13 protein-coding genes are annotated in these 16,608 nt (G+C 65.9%); 10 read left to right on the top strand and 3 right to left on the bottom strand.

Annotated elements, in window-relative coordinates:
- The gene (gene eccD, locus CHB84_RS15660) at positions 1–1,374 is read right to left on the bottom strand and encodes a type VII secretion integral membrane protein EccD (RefSeq protein ID WP_176439983.1); all 1,374 of its coding nucleotides are present in this window, start codon (positions 1,372–1,374) and stop codon (positions 1–3) included.
- Positions 1,375–1,943: 569 nt separating this feature from the next.
- Between eccD and eccCa the strand changes: the two genes are divergently transcribed.
- The 4 genes from eccCa to CHB84_RS15680 all read left to right on the top strand — a co-directional run bounded on the left by eccCa (position 1,944) and on the right by CHB84_RS15680 (position 8,968).
- Positions 1,944–5,966, top strand: coding sequence for a type VII secretion protein EccCa (eccCa, locus tag CHB84_RS15665; RefSeq protein WP_089302360.1), 4,023 nt, complete (start codon positions 1,944–1,946; stop codon positions 5,964–5,966).
- A gap of 67 nt (positions 5,967–6,033) precedes the next feature.
- Positions 6,034–7,998, top strand: a complete 1,965-nt coding sequence (locus CHB84_RS15670) for a type VII secretion-associated protein (protein WP_089302361.1) — start codon at positions 6,034–6,036, stop codon at positions 7,996–7,998.
- 310 nt (positions 7,999–8,308) lie between these two features.
- Entirely contained in the window at positions 8,309–8,623 is a 315-nt protein-coding gene (locus CHB84_RS15675) for a WXG100 family type VII secretion target (protein ID WP_089302362.1), read from the top strand.
- A 51-nt stretch (positions 8,624–8,674) separates the two neighbouring features.
- The gene (locus tag CHB84_RS15680; protein ID WP_089302363.1) at positions 8,675–8,968 is read left to right on the top strand and encodes a WXG100 family type VII secretion target; all 294 of its coding nucleotides are present in this window, start codon (positions 8,675–8,677) and stop codon (positions 8,966–8,968) included.
- 477 nt (positions 8,969–9,445) lie between these two features.
- On the opposite strand, the gene CHB84_RS15685 is transcribed toward CHB84_RS15680, so the two are convergent.
- Both CHB84_RS15685 and CHB84_RS15690 read right to left on the bottom strand, forming a co-directional pair.
- The gene (locus CHB84_RS15685) at positions 9,446–9,688 is read right to left on the bottom strand and encodes a DUF4333 domain-containing protein (RefSeq protein ID WP_089302364.1); all 243 of its coding nucleotides are present in this window, start codon (positions 9,686–9,688) and stop codon (positions 9,446–9,448) included.
- Between the two features lie 228 nt (positions 9,689–9,916).
- The gene (locus CHB84_RS15690) at positions 9,917–10,576 is read right to left on the bottom strand and encodes a hypothetical protein (protein ID WP_141134708.1); all 660 of its coding nucleotides are present in this window, start codon (positions 10,574–10,576) and stop codon (positions 9,917–9,919) included.
- Between the two features lie 435 nt (positions 10,577–11,011).
- Between CHB84_RS15690 and rplM the strand changes: the two genes are divergently transcribed.
- The 6 genes from rplM to CHB84_RS15725 all read left to right on the top strand — a co-directional run bounded on the left by rplM (position 11,012) and on the right by CHB84_RS15725 (position 16,433).
- Positions 11,012–11,455, top strand: a complete 444-nt coding sequence (rplM, locus tag CHB84_RS15695) for a 50S ribosomal protein L13 (RefSeq protein ID WP_089302366.1) — start codon at positions 11,012–11,014, stop codon at positions 11,453–11,455.
- Positions 11,452–11,937, top strand: coding sequence for a 30S ribosomal protein S9 (rpsI, locus tag CHB84_RS15700; RefSeq protein WP_089302367.1), 486 nt, complete (start codon positions 11,452–11,454; stop codon positions 11,935–11,937). Before rplM ends, rpsI begins: the two co-directional genes overlap by 4 nt.
- Positions 11,938–12,160: 223 nt before the next feature.
- Positions 12,161–13,495: a phosphoglucosamine mutase gene (gene glmM / locus CHB84_RS15705; protein WP_089302368.1), complete on the top strand. Its 1,335-nt coding sequence runs from the start codon at positions 12,161–12,163 to the stop codon at positions 13,493–13,495.
- 197 nt (positions 13,496–13,692) lie between these two features.
- The gene (locus tag CHB84_RS15710) at positions 13,693–14,022 is read left to right on the top strand and encodes a hypothetical protein (protein WP_089302369.1); all 330 of its coding nucleotides are present in this window, start codon (positions 13,693–13,695) and stop codon (positions 14,020–14,022) included.
- A complete protein-coding gene (locus CHB84_RS22985) occupies positions 14,022–16,064 on the top strand; it encodes a hypothetical protein (RefSeq protein WP_176439985.1) in 2,043 nt (680 codons plus the stop codon). The genes CHB84_RS15710 and CHB84_RS22985 overlap by 1 nt, the downstream gene beginning before the upstream one ends.
- Positions 16,065–16,118: 54 nt before the next feature.
- Positions 16,119–16,433 (top strand): hypothetical protein, encoded by a 315-nt coding sequence (locus CHB84_RS15725; protein WP_141134709.1) that lies wholly within the window; start codon positions 16,119–16,121, stop codon positions 16,431–16,433.
- Positions 16,434–16,608 lie beyond the last annotated feature (175 nt).

Consider the following 16,608-nt stretch of genomic DNA (forward strand, 5'->3'; position numbering starts at 1 on the left):
CTATCCGAGAATGCCCGATCCGACCACGCGTAGGTGCCCGTACAGGCCCATGACACCGAGTGCCAAGGGGAGCACCATGGCGATGCAGATCGCCTCGAAAATTTCCACACTACGCCGCATCGGCGGCGAGAAGCGCTGCTTGGGGAAGATGACACCAACGACGAGTGAGCACGCGGCGATGAGGAAGAGAGCCCCGAACACCCACATGAGGCGCGCGCCGGGCTCTGCCGTCCACAGCCAACCGAGCAACAGACCGCCGCCCGCGAGCATGCCCGTGGTCAGCAACGCGACCGCCTGAGTACCGTTCGCGTAGGTTCGCGAGCGCAGCAGCAGCGCGAGGGTGGCGGTGATCGCCAGAAGGATGCCGAACACACTTCCGTCCGAGGCGGCGATGACCGCGCCGATGGCGACGGCGGCCCCGCAGCCGATCAGCAGGCCTGTCATGTACTCGTGCGCGATGCTGGTGCGTTGTTCGATAGCACCGTAGTCGGAGAAACCGGCGTCCTGCTTGAGCTCCTCCGCCGAGCTCGGGACGTTCGGTAGTGGCAGTTTCGCCAGCCAGATAGTCGTTCTCGGTAGCGTCGAGATCAGGCCGAGCGCGACTGCGGCTGTGCCCGCACCGATGCCGTCGGCGGGGTGGGCGATGAACACGGCGAACGTGAAGGCTACGGCTCCGATAGCGGAGGTCGTGGCCGCCGCTACGAACACGTCGAGTCCCGCGCCGATGAGCATGATCGCCGCCGCGGCCACGATGACCACGAGCACGCTGGCCAGCAGGAGGTTCGGGCGTCCGGTGCCGCCGGGTACGGCGTAGAAGCCGGCTACGAACGCCATCGGTAGCGCGCCTGCCGCGGCGACGACGACGCCGGTGGACACGGCTTCGTACGCCTTGGCAAGGATCGCTCCCACCGCCAGGCATGCGACTGCCGCGACACCGCCGACGATGGCTGGTACGAGATGGCCGCCTCCGAACAGCCCGCTCCCGGTGAACAGTGCCAGCGCTGCGGTGATCAGCGCGGCCGCACCCGCGAGGTGGCCGGCGCGCTGCGCTGTCTCTTGTGTCCACGGCCGAAAGTTGTCCGGGTCGGTCTCGGCGATCGCGTCGACGACGTCGTCGAACAGCGGAGGTGGCGGGTTCTCGTTGCGCTTGCGCAGCTGCAGCAACTCCCCGTCGACGACGCCGAGGGACGCGAGCGTGCGACTCGGGTCAAGAGGTGCGTCGCCCAGCTTGGCGAGTACCCATCCGCCGTGCTTCGAGCCACCGTCGGCCGTGCGCTCATTGGCCATGTCGACCACAAGCGGCACGAGGTCGGCGACCGCGATGTCGGACGGGAGCGCGACGTCGATGCGGGTGCCCGGTGCTACTACTGTCACGCGGCTGAAGACCGTTGTGCCGGTAGCCACTGGTTATCTGCCCCCTGAGCGCGTATGCGTGCTGCGTCTTCACTTGTCGACGTGCCTGCCCGTGGCGTGCTCGCCGCGCGCGTGCATCCACGGTTCTACGTGGCACGGGCCGGCGCGTGTGCCGCACCCGCCGACCCTGACACCCGAACAACCTATTCGCCGTACCGGCGGGCGCCGACACCGGCCACCCCGCCACCGTGTGACGTGGTTGCGTGTGCCGCCGGGTTACTTATATCGAATCCGAGTAGGTGCTCGCTGGCCGGCCGGGGAAATTCACGGTACTGATTGCCCGGTTCCGGGTGTGTGGTGTCGGTGTGCCGTGCTTGACTACCGTAGTCGCGGTTCGTGATGAAGAGCGGTCCGTTAGTGTGGCTGCCCGAGCGCGTTCCTGGGGCTGATGGGTCAGGTACGGGTTGGGTTGGTCATGGTCGCGGCGTGTGCCGGCCCGTTCGGCTACCCGCTGCCGTCGGTTGCGAGTCGCCTTCTGGGTGTGGGTGGCTCGCTGGGCGCCGTCGTTGAGGTGAAGAGGGGTTCATTCGGTGAGCACGCTGAAGTTCAAGCGATCGCCACGGCTGCCTGCGCCACGTATGCCGGGCGGCGAGGTTCACCTCGAGCCGCCACCGGAGATCCCGCGCCAGATCCCGGGCAACATCCTGACGAAGCTCATGCCCGTGGTGATGATCGTCGCCATGCTGGGGATGGTGGCGTTCATGTTCACGAGCATGCGGGAGTCCGGCGGGGGGTTGCGCAGCCCGCTGTTCCTGATGATGCCGCTGATGATGATGCTGTCCATGGCGGGCATGTTCCTGGGTGGTGGCCGTGGCGGCAACCAGAGCAAGGCCGAGATGAACGAAGACCGGAAGGACTACCTCCGGTATCTCGGTCAGATGCGGGAGCGGACCCGGAACGTGATGCTCGAGCAGCGAGCTGCGCTCGAGTGGGCCCATCCCGACCCGGAAACTCTGCTGTCCATCGCCACCAGCCGCAGGATGTGGGAGCGCCGGGCCGGGGACAAGGACTTCATGCACCTGCGTGTCGGCCGTGGCTCACAGCGGCTGGCCACCCGGCTGGTTCCGCCGCAGACCGGCCCCGTCGATGAGCTCGAACCCATCTCGACGCTGGCGTTGCGGCGGTTCACCCGGTCGAACTCGATGGTCCGGGACCTACCCACTCAGGTGAACTTCCGTGGCTTCGCGTCGGTGACCGTGCAGGGCGAGCGTGACAACGCTCGCGCGTTCGTCCGGGCCGTGCTCGGCCAGGTGGTGACGCTGCACAGTCCGGAGGACGTCCTCGTAGCGGTCGCCAGCGCCGGCAGGGCCAAGGAGTACTGGGAGTGGGCGAAGTGGTTGCCGCATGCGCAGCATCCGACGCTCACGGACGGCATCGGCCAGGTACGTCTGATGTCCAATTCGCTGGCCCAGATCGAGGAGTTGCTGGCCGAGGAGCTGCAGCCACGCCCGCGCTTCTCCAGGAAGACCCCGTACGCCGACGGCCCGCACATCGTCATCGTCGTCGACGAGGCCGACCTCACCAAGGAGGAGCGGATCGTCCTCGAGGAGGGCATCTCGGGTGTCACGGTGCTCGACGTCGCGGGCCAGCTGGACAGGTTGTCGGCCAGGCGGGGCATGCGTTTCATCGCCGAGGAGGACAACCTCGGTGCCGAGAACGCCGGTGGCGTCGAGTGGTTCGGCAGTATCGACATGCTCAGCCTGGTGGAGATGGAGTCGCTGGCGCGCAGGTTGTCGCCGTACCGGATATCGGTCAGCCAGTCCGGTGACGAGGAGGAGGACTCGCCGCTGGTGTCCAACCCGGGTTTCCTGGAGCTCCTCGGCCTACCGGGTGACCCGATGACGTTCGACATCCAGCAGGCGTGGCGACCCCGCCCCGTTCGTGATCGGTACCGCGTTCCGTTCGGAGTAGGCGAGCAGGGGCAGCCGGTCGAGCTGGACATCAAGGAGGCCGCCCTCGAGGGGATGGGGCCGCACGGGTTGTGCGTCGGCGCTACGGGGTCGGGCAAGTCCGAGTTCCTGCGCACGCTGGTGCTCGGCATGCTCGCTACGCACTCGTCGACGACGTTGAACTTCGTGCTCGTCGACTTCAAGGGTGGCGCGACGTTCCTGGGGTTGGACTCGGCGCCGCACGTGTCCGCGGTGATCACCAATCTGGCCGACGAGGTCACGCTGGTCGACCGTATGAAGGACGCCCTGGCGGGTGAGATGAACCGTCGTCAGGAGGCGCTGAAGAACGGCGGGAACTTCAAGAACGCGTGGGAGTACCAGAAGGCGTGGGAGAACGGTGCCGATCTTGATCCCATGCCGGCGCTGTTCATCGTGGTGGACGAGTTCTCCGAGCTGCTGTCCGCCAAGCCGGACTTCATCGACCTGTTCGTGGCGATCGGGAGGTTGGGCCGGTCGCTGCAGATGCACATGTTGCTGGCCTCGCAGCGCCTCGAGGAAGGCAAACTGCGTGGCCTGGACTCCCACCTGTCCTACCGGATCGGGTTGAAGACCTTCTCCGCTGCCGAGTCGCGTGCAGCGATCGGCGTGCCCGACGCGTTCGAGCTTCCCTCACGGCCGGGTGGCGGGTACCTCAAGTACGACACCGAGTCGATGGTGCGGTTCCAGGCCGCGTACGTCTCCGGCCCCTACCGACCGGCGGGCATGAAGGTTTCCGGCCCTTCTGCCGACGGTGTGCGTGCGGACAAGCGCCCGAAGCTGTTCGTGCCCGACTACATCGAACCGCCGGAGGAACCCGAACCGGAACCGGCGGTCGAAGAGGAGCCGCGACAAGAGGAGTCCGACGATTCGAACGAGCCGAGCGAGCTGGATGTGATCGTCAGCAGGCTCGTCGGCCAGGGCCCGCCTGCGCACGAGGTGTGGCTGCCGCCGTTGAACGAGCCGAACTCCCTGGACACGATGCTGCCCAACCTCAACCCCACCGAGGAGCGCGGACTGTCCCCCGTCGATTTCTTCGGCAACAGCAGGTTGCAGGTGCCGCTCGGCGTGGTGGACCGCCCGTACGAGCAGCGGCGTGACTTGCTGTGGGCGGACGTTTCCGGTGGCGCCGGGCATGTCGCGATCGTCGGCGGTCCGCAGTCGGGTAAGTCGATGATGCTGCGTACGTTCATCATGTCCACCGCGCTGACGCACACCCCGGCCGAGGCCCAGTTCTTCGGCATCGATCTGGGCGGGGGCACCCTCGCGTCGCTGTCCGGCCTGCCGCACTCCGGCGGGGTGGCCGTCGCCAGGCGTGAACCGGACAAGGCCCGGCGGATCGTCGCGGAGATGACCACGCTGATGAACGAGCGGGAAGGTCGTTTCGGCGAGCTGGGCATCGACTCGATGAGCGACTTCCGCACCATGAAGCGGCAGGGACGCGTCACGCCCGAGCAGGACCCGTTCGGAGATGCCTTCCTGGTCATCGATGGCTGGAAGGCATTGCGCGACGAGTTCGAGGAGTTGGAGCCCCAGATCACCAAACTCGCCACGCAGGGCCTGGCGTTCGGCGTGCACGTGGTCATCGCGACGAACCGCTGGGGTGACTTCCGGCCGGCGATCAAGGACATGCTTGGTACGCGTTTCGAGCTGCGTCTCGGTGATCCCGGCGAGTCCGACATCAGCCGGAAGAATGCCGCCAACGTGCCCCCGAACCGTCCCGGCCGCGGGATGACGCACGACGAGCTGCATTTCCTGGCCGGCCTGCCGCGTATCGACGGGTCCAGCGACGACGAGACGGTCGGTGACGGCGTCGCCGACGCGGTTACCAAGATCAAAAATGCCTGGCGGGGGCGTCCGGCGCCGTCGGTGCGGCTGCTGCCGGATCTCGTGCGTTACGAGGATGTGCTCGCCAACGACACGCGCAGGGACTCGCGGCTCGTGCCGATCGGGATCAACGAGGACGAGCTGGCGCCCGTGTACCTCGACTTCGATGCCGATCCACACTTCATCGCGTTCGCCGACGGGGAGTCGGGCAAGACGAACTTGCTGCGCCAGATCGTGCGTGGTGTCAGCGAGCGCTACACGGCCAAGGAGGCCGTGGTGATCCTCGTCGACTATCGGCGTACTTTGTTGGGCTTCCTCGAGGGGGACCAGCTACTCGGGTACGCGGCATCGGGGAACCAGCTGGAAGGCATCGTCAACGATGTAGCGAGCTCGATGAACAAGCGACTGCCGGGCCCGGATGTCACCCAGGAGCAGTTGAAGAACCGTTCGTGGTGGAAGGGGCCGGAGCTGTTCGTGGTCGTCGACGACTACGACCTGGTTGCTTCGCAGGCCAAGAATCCCTTGGAACCGCTGGCGCCGTTCCTGCCCCAGGCCAAGGATGTCGGCCTGCATCTCGTGGTGACTCGCCGTACGGGCGGCGCCAGCCGGTCGATGTTCGACAAGGTGCTCGGCAAGCTCAAGGAGCTGGCCGTGCCAGGATTGATCATGAACGGTTCGAAAGACGAGGGGCAGTTGCTCGGCAACATCAAACCGTCCCCGATGCCGCCCGGTAGGGGGACGTTCATCAGCCGGAAGGTTGGCAAGCAGCTCATGCAGGTCTCCTGGATCGACCCGGAATGAGACGTAGCGGGCTTCCCGGCCTGGCTCGGCAGGCAGTGGGGTGCCGGCTCGCGCATAAGGTGTGGACATGAGCCTGCGGGTGGCTGTGGATTTCGGTACGTCCAGCACGTGTGTCGTGGCGTCCCTGGACGATCGTGAACCACAGGTCGTGGTGATCGACGGGCATTCCCTGTTGCCGTCCGCGGTGTACGCGGCGCAGGACGGGACGCTGTTCGTCGGCAGGGAGGCCGAGCGGCATGCTGCCGTGGACCCGTCGCGTTACGAACCGCACCCGAAACGACGGATCGACGAGGGCGAGCTGCTGCTGGGCTCCTCGGTGGTACCTGTACGGGACGCTGTCGGGGCTGTGCTGCGCAGGGCAGTCGCCGAAGCGCGCCGGTTCGCGGGTGACGCCGCGGTCGACGTGCTCGTGCTGACCCACCCCGCGGACTGGGGGGTGATGCGTACCCGTGTGCTGCGCCAGTCCGCCGGGCATCTGGCCCGGGAGGTCGCTCTCGTACCCGAACCCGTGGCGGCAGCCGTGTTCCACGCCGCCACCCACGCCCCGTCCCACGCTGCTCCTGCCGGATACCCGCGCGGCGATGAGCGAACCGTCACGTTTCGCGGGCGAACCGTCGACGCGCTGGCCGTGCTCGACGTCGGGGGAGGGACGGTCGACGTCAGTGTGGTGCAGCAGGATGCCTCGGTAGGGGCGCCGCGGTCGGCCGGTGAGTCGCACGGCGGTTTCCGGGTGCTGGCGACACGGGGAGATCCGGGGTTCGGAGGGGCCGACATCGACCAGGCCCTTCTCGAACATGTGGGGCGGAGCGTCTCGGTAACGGATCCGGAAGCCTGGCGCGAGCTGCTTGACGGCCGCGACCTCGCAACCCGGCGTCGCAGGCGAGTTCTGCGCCAGGACGTGCGGGATGCGAAGGAGACGCTGTCCCGGCACACCTATACTGATGTGCCCCTTCCGGAGCCGTTCCCGGACGCGCACGTGACGCGCGCGGATCTGGAAGGTCTGATCACGGCACCGCTGGGGCGGGTGATCGAGATGGCGTCATCGGCCATCGCGGGCGCTGGCTTCCACGCCGGCGATCTGGCCGGCTTGTTCCTCGTCGGAGGTTCGAGCCGGATACCGCTGATCGCGCGGCTGGTGCACGAGCGCCTCGGCATCGTGCCAACGACCCTTGACCAACCGGAGACCGTGGTCGCGCGCGGGGCCTTGCGCGCCGTGCTGGTCGAGCAGGCCGGTACGGGGGCGCCTGTGGGAACGCCTTCCCCGCCGGCAGGTACTGCAGTTCCTCTGGATCAGCAGCGAACGGCGGTCGTCGGGTCCGGGGACGTACCCACGCGTGGCTCGCGTCCACCAGTACGGCCGCAAGTTCCACCCACGGCTGCGGGCCAGGGAGCTCGACAGGCGGTGCCCGCTGCCGCGCCGGTACCGCAGCGCGGACCTGAACCTCCGCCGCCGGCTTCAGCTGCCCGGCCGGCGCCTTCTCCACCGGCTCGCCCCAGCAGGCCGCGGAGAGCCCTGCCGTGGTTGCTGGGTGGTGGGCTGGCTGTCGCCGCGGCCGCCGTGGCCGGTGCGGTCTTGCTGCTACGCAGCGGTGAGCCGAACGGCACGACGATCGCGCGGTACGACTACCGCGTCACCGCGCCTGCCGAGTGGACGCAGGCAGGTGGCGACGAGGAGCGGAAACAGGTCGTCCTGCGACCCGAAGGGGCCGAGGGCAGTGACGATTTGATCGTGGTGCAGCAGTTCGACCTGCGTCGCGACGTGGGTGACGATCTCGATCGCGTCGCCGACGAGATCGAAGGGCTGCTCGAGGAGGCGGGGGACCGGTACGCCGAGTTCGATCGCGACGCCACGTACGCGGGCAGGGATGTCATCTACTACACCGAGGCCGGTGAGCAGTCCGAAACGGACTGGTTCGTGGTGGTGAACGGACGTGTGCAGGTCAGTGTCGGGTGCCAGTACACCGATCCGGGTCTCGAACGGGTCGAACCGGCGTGTGAACAGGTTGTGCGGACGTTGACCATCACCGAGTGAGGGATCCCGCACGCCCCGCTCGTCCGAGTGAGACGGAACAGGCGCATCCGCCCGCGAAGCCGACCGTGCCGGGTGTCACGTGACATTCGGTTTCGCAGGTCACAGGAATACTTCGCGGGGAGCGTGATGATGGCTGGTACCCGTGACGCGGATCGCTGGTACGTGTCCGTGACGTTGTCGTGTTTGCGCTCGCAACGACTTGCCGAATGTTCCGGACAGCAGGGAACCGGCCATGGCAGGCTCACCGTCGTAGGCCACGTACGCGGCAATCGACGTACGAGCACAATACGATCGAAGGGGGCTCACCCACATGGCAGGCGGTTTCGAAGGTGAGATCGCGCAATTCAGCGCGGCGCACAAGAGCGTAGAGGAAACCAAGGGCAATCTGGACAAGATCCTCGGCGACGTTCGCTCGACGGTCCAAGAGACCAGGGCCGGTTGGCAGGGCGAAGCCGAGAAGACGTTCGAGAGGCTGATGGAGCGCTTCGACGAGAACGCGGTGAAGCTCAACAACGCCCTGCAGGGGATCGGTGAGCAGTTGCAGTCGGCCGGTAGCACCTACGAGGCGCAGGAGATGGAAGTCGCAGAGCAGATCAGCAACATCAGCAAGGGCCTGGACGGCTGACGTTCGAGTCCTGTTCTCAAACTCTCTCGACGACTTCCCGGAGGAGAAACGATGCCCGCAGAAATGAAGGTTCACTACGAGACGCTGTTCAACGCTTCAAGCGAGGTGGAAACGGCCTCCAAGGCGATGACCGAGGCCAGTGACAACCTCAAGAGTGACCTCAACCCGTTGGTCAGTACCTGGAAAGGTGAAGCGGAGCAGAACTATAGGCAGTTGCAGGCGGACTGGGATTCGGCGCACGCTGAGTTGAATCAAATCCTTGCTCAGATCGCTACTGCCCTCCAGCGGATCGGTGAAGGTTACCGCGATATGGAAGGTCAGCAGGCCAAGAGGTTCCTCAGCTGAGTCAGTCGACCGCAGCGATGTGGCCCCGGGATTGTGGTCCCCGGGGTCACATCTTTCGATGTTACGGGTGTCTGAATAGTCTATACCGCGAAGCGTGCGATCAAGCATAGTCCCGGGCTGGTTGTGGACCCTGCCCCAGCCAAGTATGAGGCTGACATCGAATCGCAACCGGAAATCGGGACCGGGGGTTTGGATTGGAGAGTCTCGGACGACTCTGAATTGTTGGAAGGGCACTGTTTCCCGACTCGTATTGTCAACGACGTGTCATTCGTATCCGTGTCGAGTATGAACCTCAGCGACGAGACCGAAGCATGCGACAAAGCCGAGGAAGTGGTGCCCGTGGTGGCTGCGCAGTTGCCCGGTGGTGACCCAGCTCCGGAACCGCCACAGATCGAGGAGGGTCCGGTCGTCGACGTCGACGCGTGTGCGTTACTGGCTCTTGACGATGCCGAAGTGCGTGGGATTCACGCTCCTGGCTCACCGGGGTGCACCGACTTCGAACTCGGGCTTGTCGTTCAGCACGCGGATCTCCACGCTGCGTTCCCCACCTGCGGCCTCCACGGCGCAGGCGAAGGTATGGCCGGGGTCGATCGGTTGGTTCGCGGGGCACTGAACGTCCGACACGTCGTGTTTCCCATAGCTGTCGGTGATTATGGCGACCACGCCACGTTCCAGTGACTTGTGCTGAGTACGTCGCCCTGGAACGCGCCAAGCAGCCATGCTCCGAACGCGCTGCGAGCAAGTACGGCGGTAGTAGACCCACCGACGAGCGCCGGTTTCTTCTTGCTGGACCGTGATGTATTTGTGGCTTGCCCGAAGGCGCCGAACCCGCCGTACGTGTCGTACTGGAAGGTGTTACCTCCGGGGCCCTGGTGGGTGTGTCCACTGAGGTTTTGATTCGTTCGGAGGGAAACTCATCGAGTACTCACCGGGTCGCCACTGGGCGGGTCAGTTGGCAGTGATCTCGCCCATCCTGTCGAGGAATTCGCCTGCTTCCTCTTCTGTTTCGAGTTCTGTCACATCTTCGTCATTCGGAAGTTCCGGAAAATCACTCCCGGTCGGCTCGTCCAACGTCCGGTAGCTCATGAGTAGTTCGAGCTCGTGCTCCTCCAGGGCTGTTTCTCCGGCTTTCCTTCCTGGGTCCAGGATGACTCGTGCCGTAATCGAGTGGTCCGCGAAAGGCCCTCCGCTCTGTTCCGCTGCATCGTCGGGCAATACGATGACTCTGCTATCAAAGAAGGTGTCCCACGTTAGCTCGGCGGTAATCTCGACCGATCCGTCGTCGAGGCTGCGAGCATTCATGAGGGCGCGTCTGGCCTGTTCGACACTCTGTGCGATCGCGCCCGTCACCTTGCACGCGTCCCGTGCGCCGTGCCATACGCACTCCGATACGAGGTCGAACTCGTATCGGTCGGGCATGGATTCCCACGGACTATCCGCGAGGTCGCTGTAGACGCCGCCGAGTTGGATGAACTCTTTGTCAACGTCGGCAGGAAAGTAGCAGACGCAGCTGATCAGCGGGATTCCTGCTGCTGCGCTGCGTAGATACACGTGCCGGACGAGTGCCCGTCCGGGCGGTTTCGGTCTCGGAGCCCAGCCGTCGCTCATCAAGCCTGATGCAACGCTGTATCAGGGTCTTCCTGTCCTCGTAGGCGAGGATGTCGTCGGTACGCCCCTCCATGGTGTCCTCGAACTTCCTGCCGACGTAGTTTGGACACGGCTTCACCGTCGGCGACGATGTCGCCGTCCCGTTCGGCACCGCATCTCGCGACGAATAAGACCAGGGCAGATGCGATGGCTACGCTACGTAGTCGAGTGCGTCGTGACCGTGACAACGACGTCACACGTCCCCCGATGCGGTGCTCGTGCATGCTCACGTGGCTGAGAGTCTGTCCGGTAGGGTTGCGCGACAGCAGGGGAAGTACCCCGGTTCATGCGGCCTGAACGCCTACAGGTACATTGGTACCTCGTTGTGCGATGTGGCGCGTCCGCGCTCGGCCCGCACAGACATCCGGAAGCAATGTAGGACACAGAGGTAGCACCGTGCCCACGTATAGCCCTAAGCCCGGCGACATCACTCGCGCCTGGCACGTGATCGATGCTCAGGACGTCGTCCTCGGCCGCTTGGCGACCGAAGTGGCGGCACTGTTGCGCGGCAAGCACAAGGCGACATTCGCTCCGCACGTGGACACTGGTGACTTCGTCATCATCGTCAACGCCGACAAGGTCGTGTTGACCGGTAGGAAGCGTGAGCAGAAGTTCGCCTACCGCCACAGTGGCTACCCCGGTGGCCTGCGTAAACGCAGCTTTGGCGAGATGCTGGACACCAAGCCGGAGCGGCTGGTGGAGAAGGTCGTCAAAGGGATGCTGCCGAAGAACAAGCTCGGCCGTGCCCAGGCGAAGAAGCTCAAGGTCTACGCCGGCCCCGAGCACCCGCACGAGGCGCAGAAGCCGCAGCCACACGAGATCACCAAGGTCGCCCAATGAGTGAGGAAGAACTTGTGACCAGCACTGAGACCGAGCCCGACCAGGGTGTGACGACCAGCGAGACGCCGGCGGCGTCGAAGCCCTCGCGAGCGGCCGGCGGCAGTGCGCACGCCGTGGGGCGCCGCAAGGAAGCCGTCGTCCGCGTACGCCTCGTGCCGGGCTCCGGCGAGTTCAAGCTCAACGGCAAGCCGCTGGAGGAGTACTTCCCGAACAAGGTGCATCAGCAGCTCATCCGCGAGCCGCTGGGAACGGTGGACAAGCCGGATTCGTTCGACGTGTTCGGTAACCTCACCGGGGGTGGTACGACCGGCCAGGCAGGCGCGCTGCGACTGGCGATTGCCCGGGCACTGGCGGAGATCGACGGCGATGATCGGCCTGCGCTGAAGAAGGCGGGCTTCCTCACCCGCGACTCCCGGGCCAAGGAACGCAAGAAGTACGGCCTGAAGAAGGCCCGTAAGGCCACGCAGTACAGCAAGCGCTGACCTGCGCGAAAGCACTTCCCGAAGGCGCTCACCCGTTATCCGGGTGGGCGCCTTCGTGCGTGTGCGGCTACCAGGACCACGTTTAGCCCGCGAAACGTGCACGCCGAGGCGCTCGGGTCGGCGTCGCGGTTAGCCCGCGAAACGTGCACGGAGCCCCGGCGAGACGTGCCGGTGGTCACCCGATACGTTGTTCGGCATCGGAGCTCGGAGGAGGTCGGTGAAGATGGCACGGCTGTTCGGCACGGACGGAGTGCGCGGTCTCGCGAACGGCGAGCTCACACCGGAGCTGGCGATGGCGGTTGCGGCCAGCGCCGCCCGGGTGCTCGCCGCGCACGACCGGTCGCACAGGCCGGTCGCTGTAGTCGGTAGGGACCCCCGCGCCAGCGGCGAGATGCTGGACGCTGCGGTGGTGGCCGGGCTCACTTCGGCGGGTGCGGACGTACGCAGGGTCGGTGTGCTTCCTACCCCGGCAGTCGCGCATCTGGTCGCCGATATCGGCGCGGACCTGGGAGTCATGATCTCGGCGTCCCACAACCCGATGCCCGACAACGGGATCAAGCTCTTCGCGGACGGTGGTCACAAGCTTCCCGACGGGATCGAAGACGAGATCGAAGAAGGTCTCCACGCCAACGGCACCCGTCCCACCGGTGCCGAGGTCGGTCGAGTCGCAGAGCTCGACGACGCGCTCGATCGATATGTCGATCACCTCCTCGTGGCAGCTCCGCAGCGACTCGACGGGTTGCGTGTCGTGGTCGACTGCGCCAACGGCGCGGCCACTTTCGCCGCTCCGGAGGCCTACCGCCGGGCCGGCGCCGACGTGGTCGCGATCAATGCTGAGCCGGACGGGGTGAACATCAACGACGCGTGCGGATCCACCCATCTCGACTCGTTGCAGGCAGCAGTCGTCGAGCACGGTGCGGACCTCGGGGTCGCTCATGACGGGGACGCCGATCGGTGCCTGGCGGTGAACTCCGCGGGTGAGGTGGTCGACGGCGACGAGATCCTGGCGGTGCTCGCGCTTGCGATGGCGAAGTCCGGTGAGCTGGTCGACCAGACGGTGGTCGCCACCGTGATGAGCAATCTCGGTCTCCACCTGGCGATGCGGGAACACGGCTTGCAGCTGCGCACCACGGCCGTCGGCGACCGCTATGTGCTCGACGAACTGAGGGCAGGCGGATACTCACTCGGCGGAGAGCAGTCCGGCCATCTCGTTCTCCCGGCTCATGCGACGACGGGCGACGGACTGCTGACGGCACTGCGTTTGATGGGGGCGGTGACGGCGTCCGGTAAGCCGCTCGCCGAGCTGGCCGGGGTGATGCGCAGGCTGCCCCAGGTGCTGGTCAATGTCCGGGTAGCGGACAAGGACGCTGTGGTGGAGTCACGTCTGGTTCGCAGCGCGGTCGACGATGTCGAAGGTGAGCTCGGCGAGCAGGGACGAGTCCTGCTACGCCCGTCCGGTACCGAGCAGCTGGTCCGGGTGATGGTGGAGGCTCCCGACCAGGACACCGCCCAGGTGGCAGCGGACCGGTTGGCGGGCGTGGTGTCCTCCGCCTCGTAAGCATCGCACCGTAATCGGGCCAGTCCCCCGTCATCGCAGGTGTGCGCGTTCCGGTACGGCAGACATGACTTGTGCGAACGGCTGCGACGCGTGGGCGTTCCGGGTAACTTGTGGGGCCGGATCGTGGCACCGATCGGGGCTGCCGTGCGTCCAAGCCGTCGACGTACGAGATGGATACCGGGGGTAGGTGGTAACAGGTGGACGGTAGCGACCGCCAGGGCATCGATACCGAGGGCGTACGCGACGTCGGGAAGGACGTTGGCAAGCTCGCGGTGGCTGTCAAGGAAGCAGCGCGGCATGCGACTCCCGAGGACATATCGGCAGGGGACTTCGGGAGTTTCCGCAAAGCAGAGTCGGTCTCCCATTCGCTTCTGGAGAAGGTCAACGAGCTGGCGGAGGGCATGGGTGCGCTCGCCGAGTTCACCGAGCGGCTGGACCGTGCATTGCACGAGATCGCCGAGGAGGGCGAACAGGCCGAGTTCGCGGCTCGGGACGCACTCGTCAAGCAGCAGGAGGGGTTGTCGTAATGGGGTCGGTCGCGTCTATCGCGGACAGTATCGAGCAGATCGCGCTTTCTCGGCACAATGTTGACTCCGACGATGTGAGTGACAATCTCGTCGAGCAGGTCGCGGAGCTGTCGGACCTGCTTCTCGCCGGGAATCTGGGTGAGGTGTACGCGGCGTGGAGAAACTGCTCGTGGGCCGATGGTTTCGACGCCGGCGTGGGCCTGTGGGAAGAGTACGACGAGTACGCTCTCTTCCCCGAATTGTATAATCTCCACTGGGGAAAGATCGCTTACCTGAGGAACATCCTGAAGGATATGGGAGAGATCGGGAGCGAGCTGGGGGATGCATTCAACGCGGCTCGTGCAGGCTTGGATACCGACGGAGGCTGGCAAGGAGTCGGCGCGGACGCTGCTTACGAGCGGATCGATCGAGTCGTCAGGGATGCCGGCGAGTATCAGGATGTGAACTCCGCGCTGGCAGGGGCATTGGATGGTTACCTCGAGGTGATGCGGGAAGCGATCGGCGATTTGGTGAACCAGCGCCCCACGGAGATGCTGGACAAGTACCGGCGCGACAGCGACGGCTACTGGGATCTCAAGAACACGTATCAGGAAGTTATCGAGGAGTCACAGAAGGACTCTGATTACAAATATTTACCTGATCCATTAGCGTGGTTAGCAGGCGGTGAGACGCGTCGCGAAGAGTATGAGGAAGAAATCGCAAATCTCAATATATTCGCGCGGCACTACGTCAACGCAGTGCAGTACCTGCGGGAGATGCTTCCGGCGACGGTCGACGCGCTCGATGCGAGCGCCGGTGAGCTGCAAGAGGCGTTGAGCGAGTTCCGCCACGACGACGTCCCGTTCGCGCGGCTGACGCAACCGGAGCCGACGGCTTCTGGGAACGGCCGATCCGTTGCGAGCGGACCCGGCGCGGGACCGGGTAGCGGCGCAAGAGGTCCGGCCCCATCGGCTGGGGGCGGCGGAGGTGCCGGGATTGCGTCGCCACCCGGTGGGGCAGGCAACCCGGATTCTCCCCAGATGGATCGGCCCGGCGTCACCCCACAAGGACATACGAGCCCGAGCGCTGCCGTACCGGACGGTGTCGAGACGGACACCGGACCAGGTGTCGGTCAAGGCGGGATCGGCGGCAGCCTCCCGAGCGAGGAATGGGGCGGTGACGACGCGCTGACAGTCACGAAGGGCAGTCACGAGCTGTCCATGACCGAGGTCGGTGAGAGCGGTCGGATGAGCATCTCCGTCGACGACGGTCGCGGGGAGCCGCGCGAGCATTTCCTGGACTTCGCGAACGGAGATATCGCGACCGCCGGCCCCGGCGCGCCGGGAGTTGACGGTGATCTGATCGACGGGGATCACGACGCCCTTACACCAGGTGAGGACGGTGTTATCGAGTTCGAATCGGGTGAGCTGACGGTGACGGCGGAACGACCGGATGGTGCGGGCGGCCCGGTCGAGGTCACCGTGGACGACGGTTCCGGCGAGCCCACGACGTATACGCTCGAATCCTCGGGGGACGGGTCAGGAGACCTCCCGGGGCAGGCGTGGCCGAACGAGCCTGTCGCGGGTACCGACGAGCCGATCGGCGCGGGGATCGCCGGATTGGACGAGCCCGGCGGCGGGGTCGGTGCAGGTGTAGCGGGCGGCGCCGGTGGTGGTGCGCTCGGCGGCGATCTGGGCGGTATCGCTGGCGGAGCGAGTAGCGGCGCGGGGATCGCGAGTACCGCCGAGCTGGGTTCCGGAAGCCAGGCTGGGGCGGCAATGCCACCGGAGACGGGCACCCCTGGCAGCGGTTCACCCGCGGCAGGAGAACCCGGCGGCGGGTCCGGGCAGGGCCAACAGTCCGGTCATGGGCGCATGATGGGCGGCGGCATGATGGGCGGCATGGGTGGTGCCGGTGGGGGCGGCGGTGGCGATCAGCAGCATGAGCGCCAGTACCAGATCGGCGGCATCGAGGGCCTCTTCGAGGACCTCGAGCTCGATAGCGGAGCGGCGCGAATCAGCGGAATCATCGGTGATGATGCCGATCTCGACAGTGAGAACTGACGGGAGAACTGACGGTTGGCGTCAGCGCACGCTGTAGTGGGGAGTGGACGCACGTTGATCGACGACAGCAATCCGGACTACCGGCGCGCGCGTATGCGGTTCGACCCGGTGATGGCGCATTTCCGTGCCCGCGCCGAGCGCGTCAAGGAAGAGACGGACGCCCGTTCCGAGGAGATCGCCGAGTACGAACGTGCGGTCGAGGAAAGGCGCCGAGCTCGCGAGGAAGGTCAGGACCGGCTCAACGTCGAGCTCCGGGAGTCAGATGCGCAGACGCGCACGTTTCCCCGTCCTGCACGCGGGCGTCACGCCAAGCCCGAGGAGGACCAGTTCGACGAGGACGACTTCTCGAACAACAACTTCCTGCGCTAGAGCCGGGGGCGGTCAGCGTGCTCAGCGTGCCGCTGCGGTGCGCTCGAAGTCGATCTCGGCGTGCTTGACGTCCTCGTCGACCCGAGTTTTGCCAGATTAGTGCGTAGGCTGGCTGGCCGTGTTGATGGCGTCGAGCGCGTGTTGGAGGTCGTCGGGTAGCGGGTCGGCGGCTGTG

Origin of the sequence: Haloechinothrix alba (genome assembly GCF_900188115.1) — a bacterium.
Classification (GTDB): Bacteria; Actinomycetota; Actinomycetes; order Mycobacteriales; family Pseudonocardiaceae; genus Haloechinothrix; species Haloechinothrix alba.

Bases quoted from the DNA above. Each gene is read 5' to 3' on its own strand.
- CHB84_RS15690 (WP_141134708.1), bottom strand. From the start codon at position 10,576: ATGAGCGACGGCTGGGCTCCGAGACCGAAACCGCCCGGACGGGCACTC.
- CHB84_RS15675 (WP_089302362.1), top strand. From the start codon at position 8,309: ATGGCAGGCGGTTTCGAAGGTGAGATCGCGCAATTCAGCGCGGCGCAC.
- CHB84_RS15680 (WP_089302363.1), top strand. From the start codon at position 8,675: ATGCCCGCAGAAATGAAGGTTCACTACGAGACGCTGTTCAACGCTTCA.
- CHB84_RS22985 (WP_176439985.1), top strand. From the start codon at position 14,022: ATGGGGTCGGTCGCGTCTATCGCGGACAGTATCGAGCAGATCGCGCTT.
- CHB84_RS15685 (WP_089302364.1), bottom strand. From the start codon at position 9,688: ATGGCTGCTTGGCGCGTTCCAGGGCGACGTACTCAGCACAAGTCACTG.
- glmM (WP_089302368.1), top strand. From the start codon at position 12,161: ATGGCACGGCTGTTCGGCACGGACGGAGTGCGCGGTCTCGCGAACGGC.
- CHB84_RS15670 (WP_089302361.1), top strand. From the start codon at position 6,034: ATGAGCCTGCGGGTGGCTGTGGATTTCGGTACGTCCAGCACGTGTGTC.
- rpsI (WP_089302367.1), top strand. From the start codon at position 11,452: ATGAGTGAGGAAGAACTTGTGACCAGCACTGAGACCGAGCCCGACCAG.